General features: G+C 49.2%; 15 protein-coding genes and 1 pseudogene. 6 read left to right on the top strand and 10 right to left on the bottom strand.

Translation table 11 applies throughout. The annotated features are described in order from the left end of the window. Window positions 1-91, top strand: a pseudogene (locus C9J03_RS27150) (group II intron maturase-specific domain-containing protein); the annotation flags it as partial. A gap of 26 nt (window positions 92-117) precedes the next feature. Here C9J03_RS27150 and C9J03_RS02990 read toward each other — a convergent pair. The 3 genes from C9J03_RS02990 to C9J03_RS02980 all read right to left on the bottom strand — a co-directional run bounded on the left by C9J03_RS02990 (window position 118) and on the right by C9J03_RS02980 (window position 1,224). Further along, the gene (locus C9J03_RS02990) at window positions 118-318 is read right to left on the bottom strand and encodes a hypothetical protein (RefSeq protein ID WP_044624030.1); all 201 of its coding nucleotides are present in this window, start codon (window positions 316-318) and stop codon (window positions 118-120) included. 80 nt (window positions 319-398) lie between these two features. Beyond that, window positions 399-857, bottom strand: a complete 459-nt coding sequence (locus C9J03_RS02985; RefSeq protein ID WP_052829832.1) for a DUF1499 domain-containing protein — start codon at window positions 855-857, stop codon at window positions 399-401. Between the two features lie 19 nt (window positions 858-876). Then, window positions 877-1,224 carry a DUF2956 domain-containing protein gene (locus C9J03_RS02980; protein ID WP_044624599.1) on the bottom strand — a complete coding sequence of 116 codons (348 nt, stop codon included), beginning with the start codon at window positions 1,222-1,224 and terminating at the stop codon, window positions 877-879. 495 nt (window positions 1,225-1,719) lie between these two features. Between C9J03_RS02980 and C9J03_RS02975 the strand changes: the two genes are divergently transcribed. Next, on the top strand, window positions 1,720-2,181 hold the full coding sequence (locus tag C9J03_RS02975; protein ID WP_044624029.1) for a DUF2919 domain-containing protein: 462 nt from the start codon (window positions 1,720-1,722) through the stop codon (window positions 2,179-2,181). Window positions 2,182-2,186: 5 nt separating this feature from the next. Continuing rightward, window positions 2,187-2,597 carry a hypothetical protein gene (locus tag C9J03_RS02970; RefSeq protein WP_044624028.1) on the top strand — a complete coding sequence of 137 codons (411 nt, stop codon included), beginning with the start codon at window positions 2,187-2,189 and terminating at the stop codon, window positions 2,595-2,597. Between the two features lie 99 nt (window positions 2,598-2,696). On the opposite strand, the gene C9J03_RS02965 is transcribed toward C9J03_RS02970, so the two are convergent. After that, entirely contained in the window at window positions 2,697-3,011 is a 315-nt protein-coding gene (locus C9J03_RS02965) for a hypothetical protein (protein ID WP_044624027.1), read from the bottom strand. A gap of 297 nt (window positions 3,012-3,308) precedes the next feature. Here C9J03_RS02965 and C9J03_RS02960 point away from each other — a divergent pair, with 297 nt between their 5' ends. Further along, on the top strand, window positions 3,309-4,205 hold the full coding sequence (locus C9J03_RS02960; protein ID WP_044624026.1) for a Dyp-type peroxidase: 897 nt from the start codon (window positions 3,309-3,311) through the stop codon (window positions 4,203-4,205). A gap of 140 nt (window positions 4,206-4,345) precedes the next feature. Here the strand turns inward: C9J03_RS02960 and C9J03_RS26435 are convergent, their stop codons facing one another. The 6 genes from C9J03_RS26435 to cysZ form a co-directional block, all read right to left on the bottom strand. Continuing rightward, window positions 4,346-5,233, bottom strand: coding sequence for a hypothetical protein (locus tag C9J03_RS26435; protein WP_146149053.1), 888 nt, complete (start codon window positions 5,231-5,233; stop codon window positions 4,346-4,348). 272 nt (window positions 5,234-5,505) lie between these two features. Continuing rightward, complete coding sequence (gene crr, locus C9J03_RS02950) at window positions 5,506-6,015, bottom strand: PTS glucose transporter subunit IIA (RefSeq protein ID WP_039460662.1); 510 nt, start codon at window positions 6,013-6,015, stop codon at window positions 5,506-5,508. A gap of 40 nt (window positions 6,016-6,055) precedes the next feature. After that, window positions 6,056-7,783 (bottom strand): phosphoenolpyruvate-protein phosphotransferase PtsI, encoded by a 1,728-nt coding sequence (gene ptsI, locus C9J03_RS02945; protein WP_044624024.1) that lies wholly within the window; start codon window positions 7,781-7,783, stop codon window positions 6,056-6,058. A 53-nt stretch (window positions 7,784-7,836) separates the two neighbouring features. Next, complete coding sequence (locus C9J03_RS02940; protein WP_039460664.1) at window positions 7,837-8,094, bottom strand: HPr family phosphocarrier protein; 258 nt, start codon at window positions 8,092-8,094, stop codon at window positions 7,837-7,839. A gap of 314 nt (window positions 8,095-8,408) precedes the next feature. Continuing rightward, on the bottom strand, window positions 8,409-9,377 hold the full coding sequence (gene cysK / locus C9J03_RS02935) for a cysteine synthase A (RefSeq protein ID WP_044624023.1): 969 nt from the start codon (window positions 9,375-9,377) through the stop codon (window positions 8,409-8,411). Between the two features lie 314 nt (window positions 9,378-9,691). Beyond that, a complete protein-coding gene (cysZ, locus tag C9J03_RS02930) occupies window positions 9,692-10,465 on the bottom strand; it encodes a sulfate transporter CysZ (RefSeq protein WP_044624022.1) in 774 nt (257 codons plus the stop codon). A gap of 428 nt (window positions 10,466-10,893) precedes the next feature. On the opposite strand from cysZ, the gene zipA reads away from it, so the two are divergent. Beyond that, complete coding sequence (gene zipA / locus C9J03_RS02925; RefSeq protein WP_044624021.1) at window positions 10,894-12,117, top strand: cell division protein ZipA; 1,224 nt, start codon at window positions 10,894-10,896, stop codon at window positions 12,115-12,117. Between the two features lie 136 nt (window positions 12,118-12,253). Beyond that, a complete protein-coding gene (gene ligA, locus C9J03_RS02920; RefSeq protein WP_044624020.1) occupies window positions 12,254-14,269 on the top strand; it encodes an NAD-dependent DNA ligase LigA in 2,016 nt (671 codons plus the stop codon). Window positions 14,270-14,430 lie beyond the last annotated feature (161 nt).

Genomic DNA, 14,430 nt, shown 5'->3' with positions numbered 1-14,430 from the left:
GATGGGCATGTACTCATTGAGAGATGGGTATGAGTCACTGAAAATATATTCGGAACCGCCGTATGCGACCCACGCTTGTACGGTGGTGTGAGAGGACGGAGGCCGTGAGGCCTCCTCCTACTCGATTCTGTGGGCTGGGTTTTTGCACCACAGATAAACCCCATGGGCAATAACGGCTAACCAAGTGCCATAAATCGCTAACCACGACGTGAGCGCAGAGGAAGCTCCAGGGATCTGAACAGCAGCTTCTAGCCCTTGGATCACGAGCATGGTAAGGAATCCCAAGATGCCGAACATCAAATAACTGGCGATACTCATCTCGATCCTCCATTTGCCATTGAGCTTATTTTAGATCTAATTGAGAATCGTTTGCAACTGTAGAGGTGTGCCTGCTATGGCTAATTTTTCAGGTAACCTTCTTGTGCCAACAGCTTCCGGAATGCCTCGGCGCGCTTACGGTTGACACCGAAATCGGAATATCCCGTGCGGGATTCCGAGCGGACGGTAAGCTGCCCTGATTGCCGTTGTACCTCAAAATCATCAACAAAGCGGAAGACTTTGCTGGTGCACTCTACATGAAGGTAATCGTCAGTGCGTTTAGCGAGGGAGGCACCGGGAAGGGAAAGCGCCAGTTTCTCGATATGCGCCCATTGCTCCAGCCCTGTTTTACTGAGTTCAAAAGGGGCCAAAGCGTGCTCTTCGCGGTTATCCAGCGTGCTGACACAGTTTGGTTTCTCACCACAGATTTGATTGACTTTTACCGTGTGGCTGTAGGCCGAATTCGGGCTGCCGCACCCGGTGAGAACAGTCAGAAGTGCTAGCAGAGGAAAATAACGAAAACTTTGTTGTTGAGTCATCCATGAATCCTCATATGCGTTAACTGAATTGAAGGTAGCCAATAAACCCAACCCAAGAGGCAATAAGCAATAGCCAGGGTAGCCAATGTTGTTTACTCACAACCACTTGTTCTGCTGCTGGCGCATCTGTAGCGGGCTGTTCAATATCTTGCGATTTATCTCTGGCTTGTTTTTTACGCAGCTTGTCCCGCTCGCGGGCTTTGGCTTTTTGTTGTTTCTTATATTGCTCAATACCGTGCTGGATCCCTTGAGCGATCAGCTTGGTCTGTTCTTTGGTCTGGCCTGGTTTTTGCGTCGCACGGGCAATCTTCATTGCCTCTGCTTGGGTCTCTGGGGACGGCGCCCCTTGATTTTTGCTGGTTGCCATTGTTTGTCCGATCCATGATTTCTTTGGGTCGATTATACCGCTGCCAATATCAATTGGCACTTTTCTGTCTTCCCCGCCTTCCAAAGTGGTAGGAATCTTACATTGTATGAACAGAAACTGAACAAGGGGTAATGGTGGTAAAATATTCATTAACACAATGAATATTAATGGATATTCCACTAAAGCGTTAGAAACTGAGCATATTTATTTCTGATGTGACTTTTGTAAGAAAACTAGAAAATTCGTCATTCTCATCCCACAAAACGTGATCATGTCGACAAGACGACTACCCAAATAGTGCGTTGAACCACAGAATTTACCACTTTGGCTGGTAGTTGCGACCAGATAGATTAAGGTGTGCCTAGTACTGAACAGTGTTGTTATATCGGTCCCGCTTTAGAATGATCCCCACAACGGCCATAGACAAAGTTGGCTATTGAAATATCAGGGGTAAGCCTCCATTGCACAGTAAGCAGTGAGAAACGGGGAAAGTAAGTGATATATCCGATAGACGCCTATGACAAGCATGGCTTGTTGAAACCTTCGACCATGTTATGGCTGTGTTGGTTGTTCAGTGCCAAAGGCTGGGTGGTTTTTGTCATGGCGGGCGCAAGCCGCGAACAAGGGGCCCAGGTCTTGGAGATTTTATATCCGTTGCGAGATAACCTTTATCTGGCAATGCTATTAGGCCTTCCGGCACTTATCTATATGTGGATGGCCGGATACCGCCACAAAAATAAAAAACTAATTAATTTCGTATGGCTGCATGGGAAAGGGATCCTGCTGCTGAGTTATACAACAGATTGTGTTTTGCAAATGTATCAGCTGATGTTGACCCACGGGGCCTTCAGCTGGACCCGGGCGGTCAGCCTGCTGCTGACATTCTGGCTTGGAGGGTACCTGCTCAGAAGCTCCAGGGTCAGAAATACATTTGCGGACAAGCCCGTAGAGAGGTAAAGACAATGAATGACTGGGGTAAAGGGTTGGTGCTGTTCAGCGCACTGCTAAGCCCGTTAGCCATGGCCGACTGGCTATTAGATGTGAATTTTGAACTGACTGGTGCGTCTGGAAGTACCCAGTCGGTTAATACCTCACTGTCACTACTGCCTGGTGAAGAGACGGTCTTTTTTGGTAGTAATATCGATAGTGAAGATAGTCGCCGGGAACTGGTCGGAAGCGCAGAGCTGCTGGAGGTCTCGGCCGAAGAGGTCAAAATTGCGTTCAAGGTCCAGGAGCGTCTTGATGATGGTGGCTGGCGTACACTGGTGTCGCCAACATTGTCAACGGGCCTGAATACTCCGACCATGTTTGAAGGCTTGGACAACAATGGCGATAAGCAAGTGAAGCTCCAGGTCGAAGTGACGTCGGTGTAAGGTATTTGCTGCCCGCACCCTATACTAAAAAAGCCCGCAACAGCGGGCTTTTTGCTTTTGGGTGTCTGTAGATTCTGATGTTGTGCTCAGCCGGCAGATTTATACAGAGGTATCAAGCACATTGCCGCTGCCTGTGCCGGGATCAGGGGTGATGCTCTGGCTGTAGAAGTCAGGCTTGTTAGGCAGGTGATCGTTTATCGCATCGGCGACTTTTTTCTTGATGATCAATTGCTCTTCTTGGGTCTGTGCTTTGGTGTCGGCCGTGATGACGACGGTATCCGGATCTTCCTGCGGATCGTCTTCGAACTTGTTCATGCTGGCCTGGTGAATATTCACCAGTTTCTGGGTCTGATTTGCTTGGTAGAGGGTACCTGCGACCTCTTTGGTCGGAAATGATGATGAACCCGTTTCCATGATCTTATCCTTATTATTGGTTTGAGCTAATGGGTTGTGTTTGTATAAATTTTACTCCAGCTTAGCAGGGTAAAATAGACACAAATTGAACAGCAAAGCGGTTTTCTACCGTGGCTGCTCCCGAGACCGGCGAGGGCGAGAGCGGGTCAAAGATATGGGGTTACTGATTTGCCTGGCGTATTCCTGCTCTGCTGATAATGATCAATTTTCCTTAAGCTATTCTCGTTATACTTTGAAATACATAATGTTGTATGCCCGGGTTGGGTATCAGCGATGATAATAAGTTAGGAGAAAAATATGGCTACGGCACAACCTCTGATTTTGCCTGAAGCAGGACCGTTCGCATTGTATGTTGTTATCAAGGCAACAGGTGATACCAAGGCGCTTGTTGAGCGTTGTAAACAAGTCCACACTCTGGTTGACGAGATCAACAGCCAGCAGCCGGGGGCTGAGCTAAGAGCCAGTATCGCTTTTGGTCAGGCATTCTGGGCCTCACTGGAAAAAGGCTCGCCGGCCGAGTTCGAGGAGTTTGTCCCGCTAGGTGAAGGCGAGATCACGGCACCGGCAACCGGTGGCGATGTGTTGCTTCATGTCAATTCAAGCCGACATGATCTGAACTTCTACCTGTTGCGCCAGTTTATCTCGCCTGTTGCTGAGCACGTTGAAATCATGGATGAAACCTACGGTTTCAAATACCTTGATTCGCGCGATATGACTGACTTCATTGACGGTACCGAGAATCCGAACACCCTAGAAGCGCGCCAAGACGTCGCCCTGATCAAAGAGGGTGACTTTGCCGGTGGTAGTTTTGTGATGCTGCAGCGCTTTGTCCACAACCTTCCGGCTTGGAACCGCTTGAACATCCAGGCGCAGGAGAAAGTCGTGGGTCGAACCAAACCTGACTCGGTTGAGCTGGAAGACGTACCGGCCGCCTCACACGTTGGCCGGGTGGATATCAAGGAAGAAGGCAAGGGGCTGAAGATTGTCCGCCATAGCCTGCCGTATGGCTCTGTCAGCGGTGATCACGGTCTGCTGTTCATTGCCTACTGCCATACTCAACACAACTTCAAGGCCATGCTGGAGAGCATGTACGGCCACACCGACGGCAAAACCGATCAGTTGCTGCGTTTTACGACGGCGGTAACCGGTGCTTACTTCTTTGCACCATCGGTAGAGATACTTAACTCGCTATAGGATTAGGGGCGGGGCCTAGCTTCACAACAGTGTTAAGGTTTTCGCTTCGCGCTGTGACAGTCAACGGGAGCCATTTGGCTCCCGTTTTTTATGAACGGCAATTCATCCAGCTTACTCTCGATGCGCCATGGCGCATCAAATCACCCGTTGCGCGTTATCTGCCGAAAACGAGAGAACCCAGTTAACAGTAGGGCGAGAGAAAATAAAGCAGACGAAGGTGGCTCAGAGATCGCCGCTGACGGGGTTGCTGGTGCAGTGAAGGAAGCAAGTGTAGGAATTGGTGCACTAGAAGGACCCAACAGCGTCAGGGAAAAAAGCGCCGGAACTGTCGCCAAAGGAGGACTTAATGAAGTCAGCGTTGAAGGTAAAGGGGTAGGGTCCAGAGGGGGAGTCAAAGTAGTTAGCAGAGACGGTGTTGGGATGGAAGCTAAATAGGTACTGAGTAAAGAACCGCTTTCCCAATAAGAGATATGGGATAATGCTGGCTGGTTACCACCACCATTGGTGATCCCTGCTGTCGACCAATCCCCTCGCTGCTGCTGTGAACTGAAAATATTTATAGAAAAGGATGTTGCACTTTTGACCGTCATGATTGTGGCCGGATCTGGGATAGAAAATGAGCCACTTGTAAACCCTCCGGCATCGGTAAGCGAGCCATAGTTGTCGTCCGATTTGCCCATTAAATTTAGCGCGGTTTGGCTGCCGGTAGGATCCAGTAGAAAATTCCAATATTGAGGGTTAACGCCGCCGTCAGTTGAAATTCCGGTATCAAATAAAAAAGCGAGAACACTGGCGACATCTTCAACCCGGTCATTAGCAACCCGTCCGATAGTATGGGTATATGACTTCTCAGCGGACGGGGTGACGGGATCGGCAGCTTGCCATGTGTATATGTCCCCTGAATTTACCACACAGCTCATGTCTGCTGAGCCGTTGCCGTTACCGATATCCAGACACGCAATCGGAGTGGCCAGTGAAGAGTAGGCACATGTGATTAGAAAGCACCCAAAAACTAACCGTTGTAGCATCACCGTTAACTCCATTTTGAATAAATTTGCGTGATTTCGGTTAGAGTGCACAAGAAATCACTAACATTGCTAATTTTATTATTGATAGCTTAATTAATTATAGTGCTGGATGTTTTTTATACAAAAAGATTAACTATCTTTGATTAAACGTCTGTTTTTAGCTGAGGTGGGCGACTGATTTGTGGTACTTGTTGGCGAATTTTTGCTGCTGCAAACGGAAAAACAAAAAGCGCCGCCCGAGGGCAGCGCTTTTGGCAAAGATTGTGACAATCTTACTTCTTGATGCGAAGAACTGGAGTTTCACCCACAGTTGTTGCGCCAGAAAGTTTGTTCAGCTCTTTGATTTCGTCCATGTTAGAGATAACAACTGGAGTCAGAGTTGATTTCGCTTTCTCTTCTAGAAGCGCTAGATCGAATTCGATGATAGTGTCACCAACTTTAACTGTTTGGCCTTCTTCAGCGATGCGAGTGAAGCCTTCACCTTTCAGTTCAACAGTGTCGATACCGAAGTGAACGAATAGCTCGATGCCGTCGTCAGACTCGATAGAGAAAGCGTGGTTAGTTTCAAAGATCTTGCCGATAGTACCGTTTACTGGTGCAACCATTTTGTTGCCAGCAGGTTTGATAGCGATACCGTCACCAACGATTTTTTCTGCGAAAACAACATCTGGCACATCTTCGATGTTTACGATTTCACCAGAAAGTGGTGCGATGATTTCGATAGCACCAGCTTCAGTGTTGTCATCAGAAACCAGCTTCTTCAATTTGTCAAACAGACCCATATCGTTGCTCCTAAGCGTTGTTATTTTATCTGCAGCTATATTAGCAGATGGTCTTTTCTGCGATGAATTTTTCTACGTGAGCTTCAATTTCAGCAGCAGTAGGCATAGCAAGCGCCTGCTCAGCCATTGCTTTAACGTCAGCAAAATTAGCGTTGCGGATAATCTTCTTAACGCGAGGAATCGAAATTCCACTCATGCTGAATTCGTCCAGACCCATACCTAGTAGTAGTAGGGTTGCACGCTCATCACCCGCTAGCTCGCCACACATACCTGTCCACTTGCCTTCTTTGTGAGAAGCGTCGATAACTTGCTTGATCACAGTTAGGACTGCAGGTGATAGTGGGTTGTAAAGGTGAGAAATCAGCTCATTACCACGGTCAACAGCAAGAGTATACTGGGTTAAGTCGTTAGTACCAATACTAAAGAACTCAACTTCTTTTGCCAGGTGGTGAGCAATCGCTGCAGCAGCAGGGGTCTCAACCATTACACCGATCTCGATGTTTTCATCGAACGCGTGGCCTTCAGCACGAAGCTCTGCTTTGTACTCTTCAATCGCAGCTTTCAGTTCGCGAATTTCCTCAACAGAGATAATCATCGGGAACATGATACGGATCTTACCATGTGCAGATGCACGTAGGATACCGCGTAGCTGGTCACGTAGGATTTCGCGACGGTCAAGGCTGATACGAACCGCACGCCAGCCTAGGAATGGGTTCATTTCTTGTGGCAGATCCATGTACGGTAGATCTTTGTCACCACCGATATCCATAGTACGGATGATCACTGGCTCGCCATGCATTGCTTCCGCAACTTCTTTGTAAGCTGCGTACTGCTCTTCCTCGGTAGGAAGTGCGTCGCGGTCCATGAACAAGAATTCAGTACGGTAAAGGCCAACACCTTCACCACCGTTACGGTTAACGCCGTCACAGTCTTTTACTGTACCGATGTTACCGCAAACTTCTACTTGCTTGCCGTCAAGGGTGATAGCTGGCAGGTCTTTTAGCTTAGCCAGTTCTTCTTTCTCGGCAACGTGCGCGTCACGGATCGCTTTGAATTTGGTTAGTTCAGCATCAGATGGGTTGATCACAATCTTGTTGTTGATTGCATCAAGAATCAGCATATCGCCGTTCTTAACCTGAGCTGTGATGTTGTTAGTACCTACGATGGCAGGTAGTTCTAGAGAACGCGCCATGATAGAGGTGTGCGAAGTACGACCACCGATATCAGTGATGAAGCCAAGTACGTAATCTAGGTTGATTTGCGCCGTTTCAGAAGGGGTCAGGTCGTTAGCAACCAGGATCACTTCTTCGTTGATAGCGCTTAGGTTGACGATGCTGATACCCAGTGCGTTTTTCACAAAGCGGTTACCGATATCACGGATGTCCGTTGCGCGCTCTTTCAGGTATTCATCATCCAATGATTCCAGCGTAGATGCTTGCTCTTCGATGATAGAGTGAATAGCAAGATCTGCAGAAGCATTGTTGTCTTTAATGAAGGCTATGATTTCTTCTTCAAGCTCTTCATCTTCCAGCAGCATGATGTGGCCTTCAAAGATGGCTTCCTTCTCTTCACCGAAGGTTGCGCGTGCTTTTTCTTTGATAACTTCTAGTTGCTCAGAAGATTTTTTTCGAGCATCGAAGAAACGCTGAATTTCGTTCTCGATTTGGTCTGCAGCGACAGGAGCTTTGTTTAGAACAATCTCTTCTTCCTGCAGAAGTAGTGCTTTACCAAAAGCAATACCAGGAGATGCCAGGATACCTGAAATCATAGCCTTACCTTAAATTGACTTAAAACTAGGGGAAGTAATAAACAGACTGCGGATTAGTGCAGTTCGTCCATTAGAGCAACTAGGTGGTCAACAGCTTGTTGAGCCTGAGCACCTTCAGCAGCGATAGTTACTACTGTGCCTTTTACTAGACCTAGAGTCTGAAGCTTGAATAGGCTTTTCGCGCTTGCGCTTTTGCCGTTTGAAGTCACTGTGATGTCAGCGTCGAAAGCTTTAGCTTCTTTAACGAACTGAGCAGCTGGACGAGTGTGTAGACCGTTTTCTGCAGTGATCTCAACTTGCTTCTGATACATTTTTCACCCCGATATAGATATTATTTATTTAATATTAACGTAACTGAAAGTAAGCTTAACCTGTTTATGTTAAGCTCGCTATCTGGGATTATAAACTACCCAACAGTTCGGTGTTTGAGATTAATCCAAGTCAATTTTTTGTGACTTTTCTCTCTGTTCCAACCTCTGGCCGTCCGATTTTTGACCGCTTTATTTTGAAGCTAGAAATAAAACACAACGGATTTATATTAAAGCTAGGGGCAAAATGCAACAAAAAAGCCCCCCATAGGGAGGCTTTTGGGTAACAATCAGAGTGGTAACACCTAAAAGTGTGATCACTGTTGGGTTTCTTTATCGGTAAAGATGCCGGCAAACAGGGCTGATGACAGGTAACGCTCACCTGAACTCGGTAGCACTACAACAATGTTTTTACCTGCATATTCCGGGTGCTCAGCAATGCGGTTTGCTGCTACCACTGCGGCGCCAGAAGAAATGCCTGCCAAGATGCCTTCTTCTTCCATCAGGCGGCGTGCCATATCGATAGCATCTTCCGAGCTCACGCGTTCAACCTCATCAATCAAATCAAGCTCCAGGTTACCGGGAATAAAGCCTGCACCGATGCCTTGGATCTTGTGGGGAGCCGGCTTGATTTCTTCGCCGTTAAGCGCCTGGGTGATAACCGGTGATTCTGTTGGCTCCACCGCAACTGTGGTGATTGCCTTGCCTTTCTGCTGCTTGATGAAGCGGCTTACGCCAGTCAGTGTGCCGCCTGTTCCCACACCAGAGACGAAGACATCGATTTCGCCATCAGTGGCATCCCAAATCTCAGGGCCCGTGGTCTTTTCGTGGATCTCTGGGTTGGCCGGGTTGTTGAACTGCTGCAGCAGCAGGTATTTGTTAGGGTTGGAGGCGACAATTTCTTCCGCCTTCTCGATAGCCCCTTTCATTCCTTTTGGCGCTTCGGTCAGTACAAGGTTTGCACCTAGGGCTTTTAGTAGCTTACGACGCTCAAGGCTCATGCTCTCAGGCATGGTCAGGGTTAGCTTATAACCACGTGCAGCGGCAACAAAAGCAAGAGCAATACCGGTATTGCCACTTGTTGGTTCAACAAGCTCGACACCTTCTTTCAAAATGCCTTTTTTCTCGGCATCCCAAATCATATTGGCACCGATACGACACTTTACGCTGAAGCTAGGGTTGCGAGCCTCAATTTTAGCCAATACGTTACCTTTACTGACTCGGTTAAGGCGAACGAGCGGAGTATTACCGATTGTTAGGGAGTTATCTTCGTAAATCTTGCTCATTGTTGTCGTTCCTTCGTAACGCGTTAAAAACATAAGACACGTTAAGCATAACCCTTAAACGGCGTTTGCAAAGTAATTTGTAGTTATATCTTATTGTTATATGGGACTGTTGGTATCGCCGAACAAGTTTCAAGCAGAGTGAGCGGTGAGTGGGGTGAATATCGGAATATAACGGCTATAGGCGAGAGCGGCGATGGGCTATAGGAAGAGCAAAGAGTATAGTATGGGAACGCCGTTTGGAGGTGGTAACTATAGGATATGTGTAGACGAGCGACTTCATCCCGCTCGCCTATGGCCAATAGCCTATTGCCGGATCAATAGTTTCTATGCTGCTCGCGGTAATGGTCGACCCACATGGCTGTCGCGCCGCATACCGCAACCGGCATGACAAACAGGTTGAGAACCGGAGTCATGGTAAACAGCATCACCAGGCTGCCGAAGCTCAGCGAGGTGCCGCGCTTGGTTTTCAGCGCATCGCGCATGGCCGGAAATGGTACTTTGTGGTTATCAAACGGGTAGTCAGCATACTGGATACTCATCATCCAAGCGCTGAACAGGAACCACAGTACCGGGCCGATGGTTTGGCCAATGGCCGGGATCCATAGCAAAATGAACAGCCCGATCGCCTTTGGCAGGTAATATTTCAGTTTCACCCACTCGCGGTGCATGATACGTGGCAGATCTTTCATCACGCCGGTGATCCCGGTGTCCGGCGCCTTCTGTCCCGTCAGTTTGGCTTCCAGGTGTTCGGCTAGCAGGCCATTGAATGGGGCGGCAATCCAGTTGGCGATGGTACTGAACAGATAAGAGAAGGTCACCAGCGTCGCGATGGCCAGCAAAGGCCACAGTAGATAAGACAGCCAGTCGAGCCAACTGGGTAGCTGACTCATCCAGCCATCAATCCAGGTACCCAGCTGGCTTAATACCAGCCCAAAGGCCGTGCCGAACAACACGATATTGATCAGCAGCGGAAAAAGAACGAAGCGTCGCGTGCCCGGCTGGGTCGCCAGTGAAATACCGCGAAAGAAATAACCGGCACCACTCAGCGGGGCAGAACGTTGAGGGGTGGGTTGCCGGGGTGATTGCATATAGGCTCCTTGGCAAGAAACGAGAGTGTATATTTCGGTGTTGGCTGTGATAGTAACGGTGAATCGTTGCTGTAAGCAAATTAACGCCGTGATGAGTGCGTCAGCTGGCGGCAAAAGTGGTCAAAGCTTGTACATTTTTGTGCACGGTAGCACTATCTTGCACGAATAACGACATTCACCTTCTCATTCTGATTTGAGTTTTGATACATTAGAGTAAAGTTAAGTCCATAATGACTGTTGTATACTGCTTCAGTAAAGGGCTGATGTTGGCTTTTAATTTGCACGGTATTGTCATAACGCCATGTCAGGCTGTGATAAAAAAGTGCCAAGCTAAGTAGTAGAGGTTACCCCACTGGTTTTATCCAGAGGATGTAATCTGGATGTTGATTTACCCGGTAATGGGTTACAAGTAAATTCAGAGTATTCATATGCAGGAATTGCGTCTGGTTCTTATTATTGTCGGTGCTCTTGCCATTGCAGGGTTGTTGCTTCACGGTTTGTGGAGCAGCAGGAAGGAAAAGCCTGCTAAATTTGGTGAGAAACCACTGGGCAAGTTGGATAAGGCTGCCCGAGATTCGGAAGGTTTTGATAAGGATGGGGTCGGTAGTGTGAGAGTTGTTAACTCTGAGCCCCTCAATGCTGAAGCGCCTCGTCATGAAAGGAAAGAACCAGAATTGCACTTTGGTGCGAAGCTGGATGCTGACCCGTTGCTGGACGGAGCGGCCCCGGAGCAGCCAGCGGTTGTTGCTGCCTCGCCGGTTGCAGTGCAGAGTGCACCAGCCGCGGTCACGCGTGCTGATAAGCCAGTGGCTGCCGAGCCGCAAGCTCCAGAGCCGGCCTCTTCGCAGGCAGAGAGTGTGGCAGTTGCAGAGCCGCCAAGTCATCCACAACCTCAGCAGCAGTCCGCTCGGACGGTTGAGAAAGTGGAGCCTGTTTTAAATGTCGCAAGCGCTGAGCAAGTTACGGTTGAAGACGAACCGGTGCTTGATAATTCATTGTCGCCAGCGGCTGAACAAGCTGCAGCTCTTGGCGTTGAAGCTAAATCGCAATCGGCTGCAGCTGAATCAGCAATGCCTGCCTCGGCGGAGCCGGTGACGAGCAAGCTTGATGCCACGGACTCACCGACCGAGGCATTACATGCTGAGGCTTCTGAACCCGTTGTGGCTGCAGAGCCTGCAGTAGAGTCAACTGAGCCTGTTGAAGAGCCGCAGAAACCAGCCGAGAAAGAAGTCCTTCCTCCTGATTACTTGGTATTGAATGTTCATGCCCGTAATGGCGAGTTGTTCCGCGGTAGCCGTCTGTTCAACGCGTTTGAGCAAAACCACCTGATCTTTGGTGAGAACTCCGTTTACCATCGCCATGCGGATGCGGCGGGAACCGGGCCAGCTATCTTTAGCGTGACGAACATGGTGCATCCTGCCCATTTCCCGCAAGGGGGTAGCGAAAGCTTTGAAACACCGGGTGTCGCTTTTTATTTGATGCTGCCTTGCGAGGTAGGCCGCGCTGATCAAAACTTCAATTTGATGCTGCAAACCGTCCAGCGCATTGCTGATAGCTTAGGCGGTGATGTGCTTGATCATGAGCGTAACCTCATCACGCCGCACCGTATCAGCGGCTATCGCGACAAAGCCCAACGCTACACTGTTAGTTAACTAGTTAGCTGTTGTAGCGCCTAACGAACACAAATTGGCCCTTTATACATATAGGTATAAGGGGCCTTGTTTTTTTATATCCTCCCCAAGCAACACCCTTTGAGGTGAAACGCTTGGTATAAGCACAGGTACACTTATGAGCCACGACATTCAGCAGCAGCTCGATGAGCTGCGCGAACTACTTGCCTATCACGGTCACCGCTATTACGTAGAAGACAACCCGGAAATACCGGATGTGGAATACGACCGGATGATGCAGCAGTTGCTGGCGATTGAGGCGGAAAATCCAGAGCTAGTGACGGTTGATTCACCGAGCCAGCGTGTTGGTGGTAAGCCGCTTGACGGCTTTACCCAGATCACCCATGAAATCCCAATGTTGTCACTGGACAATGCCTTCAATGACGATGATCTTCACGCGTTTGAAAAGCGAATGCTGGATCGCCTGTTGTCTGAGCCTTCCCTTACCTACTGCTGTGAGCCGAAGCTAGATGGCCTGGCTGTGAGTTTGATGTATGAGAACGGGGTACTGACACAGGCTGCGACCCGCGGTGATGGCACCACGGGTGAAAACATTACCGAAAATGTTCGCACCATCCGCTCGATACCATTGAAGCTCCGGGGTGAGGGCTGGCCTGAGCGGTTGGAAGTCCGCGGCGAAGTTTTCATGCCGAAAAAAGGCTTTGAGGCGCTGAATGAAAAAGCACTCAAAAAAGGAGAGAAGACTTTTGCCAATCCGCGTAACGCGGCAGCGGGCAGTCTGCGTCAGTTGGACTCTAAGATCACCGCAACCCGACCTTTGAGTTTTTATGCCTATTCCGTGGGCGTGGTCGAAGGAATCGAGCTGGTCCCAAGTCAGTATGACCGCCTCGTGCAGCTCAAAGGCTGGGGATTGCCGATGTGTCCTGAGATCCGCCGGCTTGCCAATATGGGTGAAGTGATTGCTTACCATCAGGAAATCGGCAACAAACGTGAAGCGCTGCCTTATGAAATTGATGGCGTAGTGATCAAGGTTGACGATATCGCTATTCAGCAGCGGCTCGGCTTTGTTGCCCGGGCCCCGCGTTGGGCTATCGCGTATAAGTTCCCGGCGCAGGAAGAGCTGACGACACTTAACAACGTCGAGTTCCAAGTCGGCCGCACCGGTGCCATCACCCCGGTGGCAAAACTGGAACCTGTGTTTGTCGGTGGGGTGACGGTAAGTAATGCCACCCTGCACAATGCCGATGAAATTGCCCGCCTTGGCGTCATGGTTGGAGATACCGTGGTGATCCGCCGTGCCGGTGATGTGATCCCGCAGATTGCTTCTGTGGTTGAATCTCGCCGTCCGGCTGATGCCATGCCGATTGTCTTCCCGGAATCTTGCCCGGTGTGTGAATCCAAGGTTGAACGGGTCGAGGGTGAAGCCGTTGCCCGTTGCTCCGGTGGCCTTTTCTGTCAGGCACAGCGCAAAGAAGCCTTGAAGCACTTTGTCTCTCGTAAAGCGCTGGATGTGGATGGCTGTGGTGAAAAGATCATTGAGCAGTTGGTGGATCGCGAAATGGTGGCAACCCCGGCTGATTTGTTCAAGCTTTCGGCCGGGGTATTGACGGTACTGGAACGAATGGGGCCGAAGTCCGCGCAAAAACTGGTGGATTCCTTGTCCGCTTCCAAACAGACTACGCTGCCGCGTTTCTTGTATTCACTCGGCATTCGAGAGGTGGGTGAGGCAACAGCCGCTAATTTGGCCTCGCACTTCGAAACCTTGCCAGCCATTGAGTCTGCGAGTAAAGAAAAGCTGATAGAGGTACAGGACGTAGGTGAGATCGTTGCTGCCCATGTCTACAATTTCTTCCGGGAAGAGCACAACCTGGCCGTGATCAACGAGCTTATCGAGGTGGGTATTCACTGGCCAGCGATTGTAAAGCGCGATGCTGATGTTGAATTGCCTTTAGATGGCAAGACGGTGGTCTTGACCGGTAGTTTGTCTCAGCTTACGCGCTCGGAGGCTAAAGCTGCCCTGCAAAACCTTGGTGCCAAAGTGACGGGCAGTGTATCGAAGAAGACTGACTTGCTGGTGGCTGGGGAAGCTGCTGGGTCAAAACTTGTTAAGGCTCAAGAGCTTGGCATTGAGGTTTGGGATGAGCAGGCACTGGTCGATTTCATGGCTCGTTAAAAACGTCAAAATATAATTTATTAACGGAATTAACGGTAAACGGCTCTAAAGCTATGTCTTTAGAGCCGTTTTTTTTTATGTCTGTGACTTTTTTTGTGGTTAATTTTTACCTCGAAACGCAAAGCGGTTTTGTGCGGTTTTGTGCTGTTTTATGTTGTGGT

This window comes from Photobacterium gaetbulicola (assembly GCF_003025515.1).
Lineage (GTDB): Bacteria > Pseudomonadota > Gammaproteobacteria > Enterobacterales > Vibrionaceae > Photobacterium > Photobacterium gaetbulicola.
Note: the sequence above shows the minus strand (reverse complement) of the source record. Positions and strands in the feature narration are given on the sequence as shown.

Coding starts and splice junctions, on each gene's coding strand:
- C9J03_RS02970 (WP_044624028.1), top strand. CDS start 2,187: ATGAATGACTGGGGTAAAGGGTTGGTGCTGTTCAGCGCACTGCTAAGC.
- ptsI (WP_044624024.1), bottom strand. CDS start 7,783: ATGATTTCAGGTATCCTGGCATCTCCTGGTATTGCTTTTGGTAAAGCA.
- C9J03_RS02940 (WP_039460664.1), bottom strand. CDS start 8,094: ATGTATCAGAAGCAAGTTGAGATCACTGCAGAAAACGGTCTACACACT.
- C9J03_RS02960 (WP_044624026.1), top strand. CDS start 3,309: ATGGCTACGGCACAACCTCTGATTTTGCCTGAAGCAGGACCGTTCGCA.
- crr (WP_039460662.1), bottom strand. CDS start 6,015: ATGGGTCTGTTTGACAAATTGAAGAAGCTGGTTTCTGATGACAACACT.
- ligA (WP_044624020.1), top strand. CDS start 12,254: ATGAGCCACGACATTCAGCAGCAGCTCGATGAGCTGCGCGAACTACTT.
- cysZ (WP_044624022.1), bottom strand. CDS start 10,465: ATGCAATCACCCCGGCAACCCACCCCTCAACGTTCTGCCCCGCTGAGT.
- C9J03_RS02980 (WP_044624599.1), bottom strand. CDS start 1,224: ATGGCAACCAGCAAAAATCAAGGGGCGCCGTCCCCAGAGACCCAAGCA.
- C9J03_RS26435 (WP_146149053.1), bottom strand. CDS start 5,233: ATGCTACAACGGTTAGTTTTTGGGTGCTTTCTAATCACATGTGCCTAC.
- C9J03_RS02965 (WP_044624027.1), bottom strand. CDS start 3,011: ATGGAAACGGGTTCATCATCATTTCCGACCAAAGAGGTCGCAGGTACC.
- C9J03_RS02985 (WP_052829832.1), bottom strand. CDS start 857: ATGACTCAACAACAAAGTTTTCGTTATTTTCCTCTGCTAGCACTTCTG.
- zipA (WP_044624021.1), top strand. CDS start 10,894: ATGCAGGAATTGCGTCTGGTTCTTATTATTGTCGGTGCTCTTGCCATT.
- C9J03_RS02990 (WP_044624030.1), bottom strand. CDS start 318: ATGAGTATCGCCAGTTATTTGATGTTCGGCATCTTGGGATTCCTTACC.
- cysK (WP_044624023.1), bottom strand. CDS start 9,377: ATGAGCAAGATTTACGAAGATAACTCCCTAACAATCGGTAATACTCCG.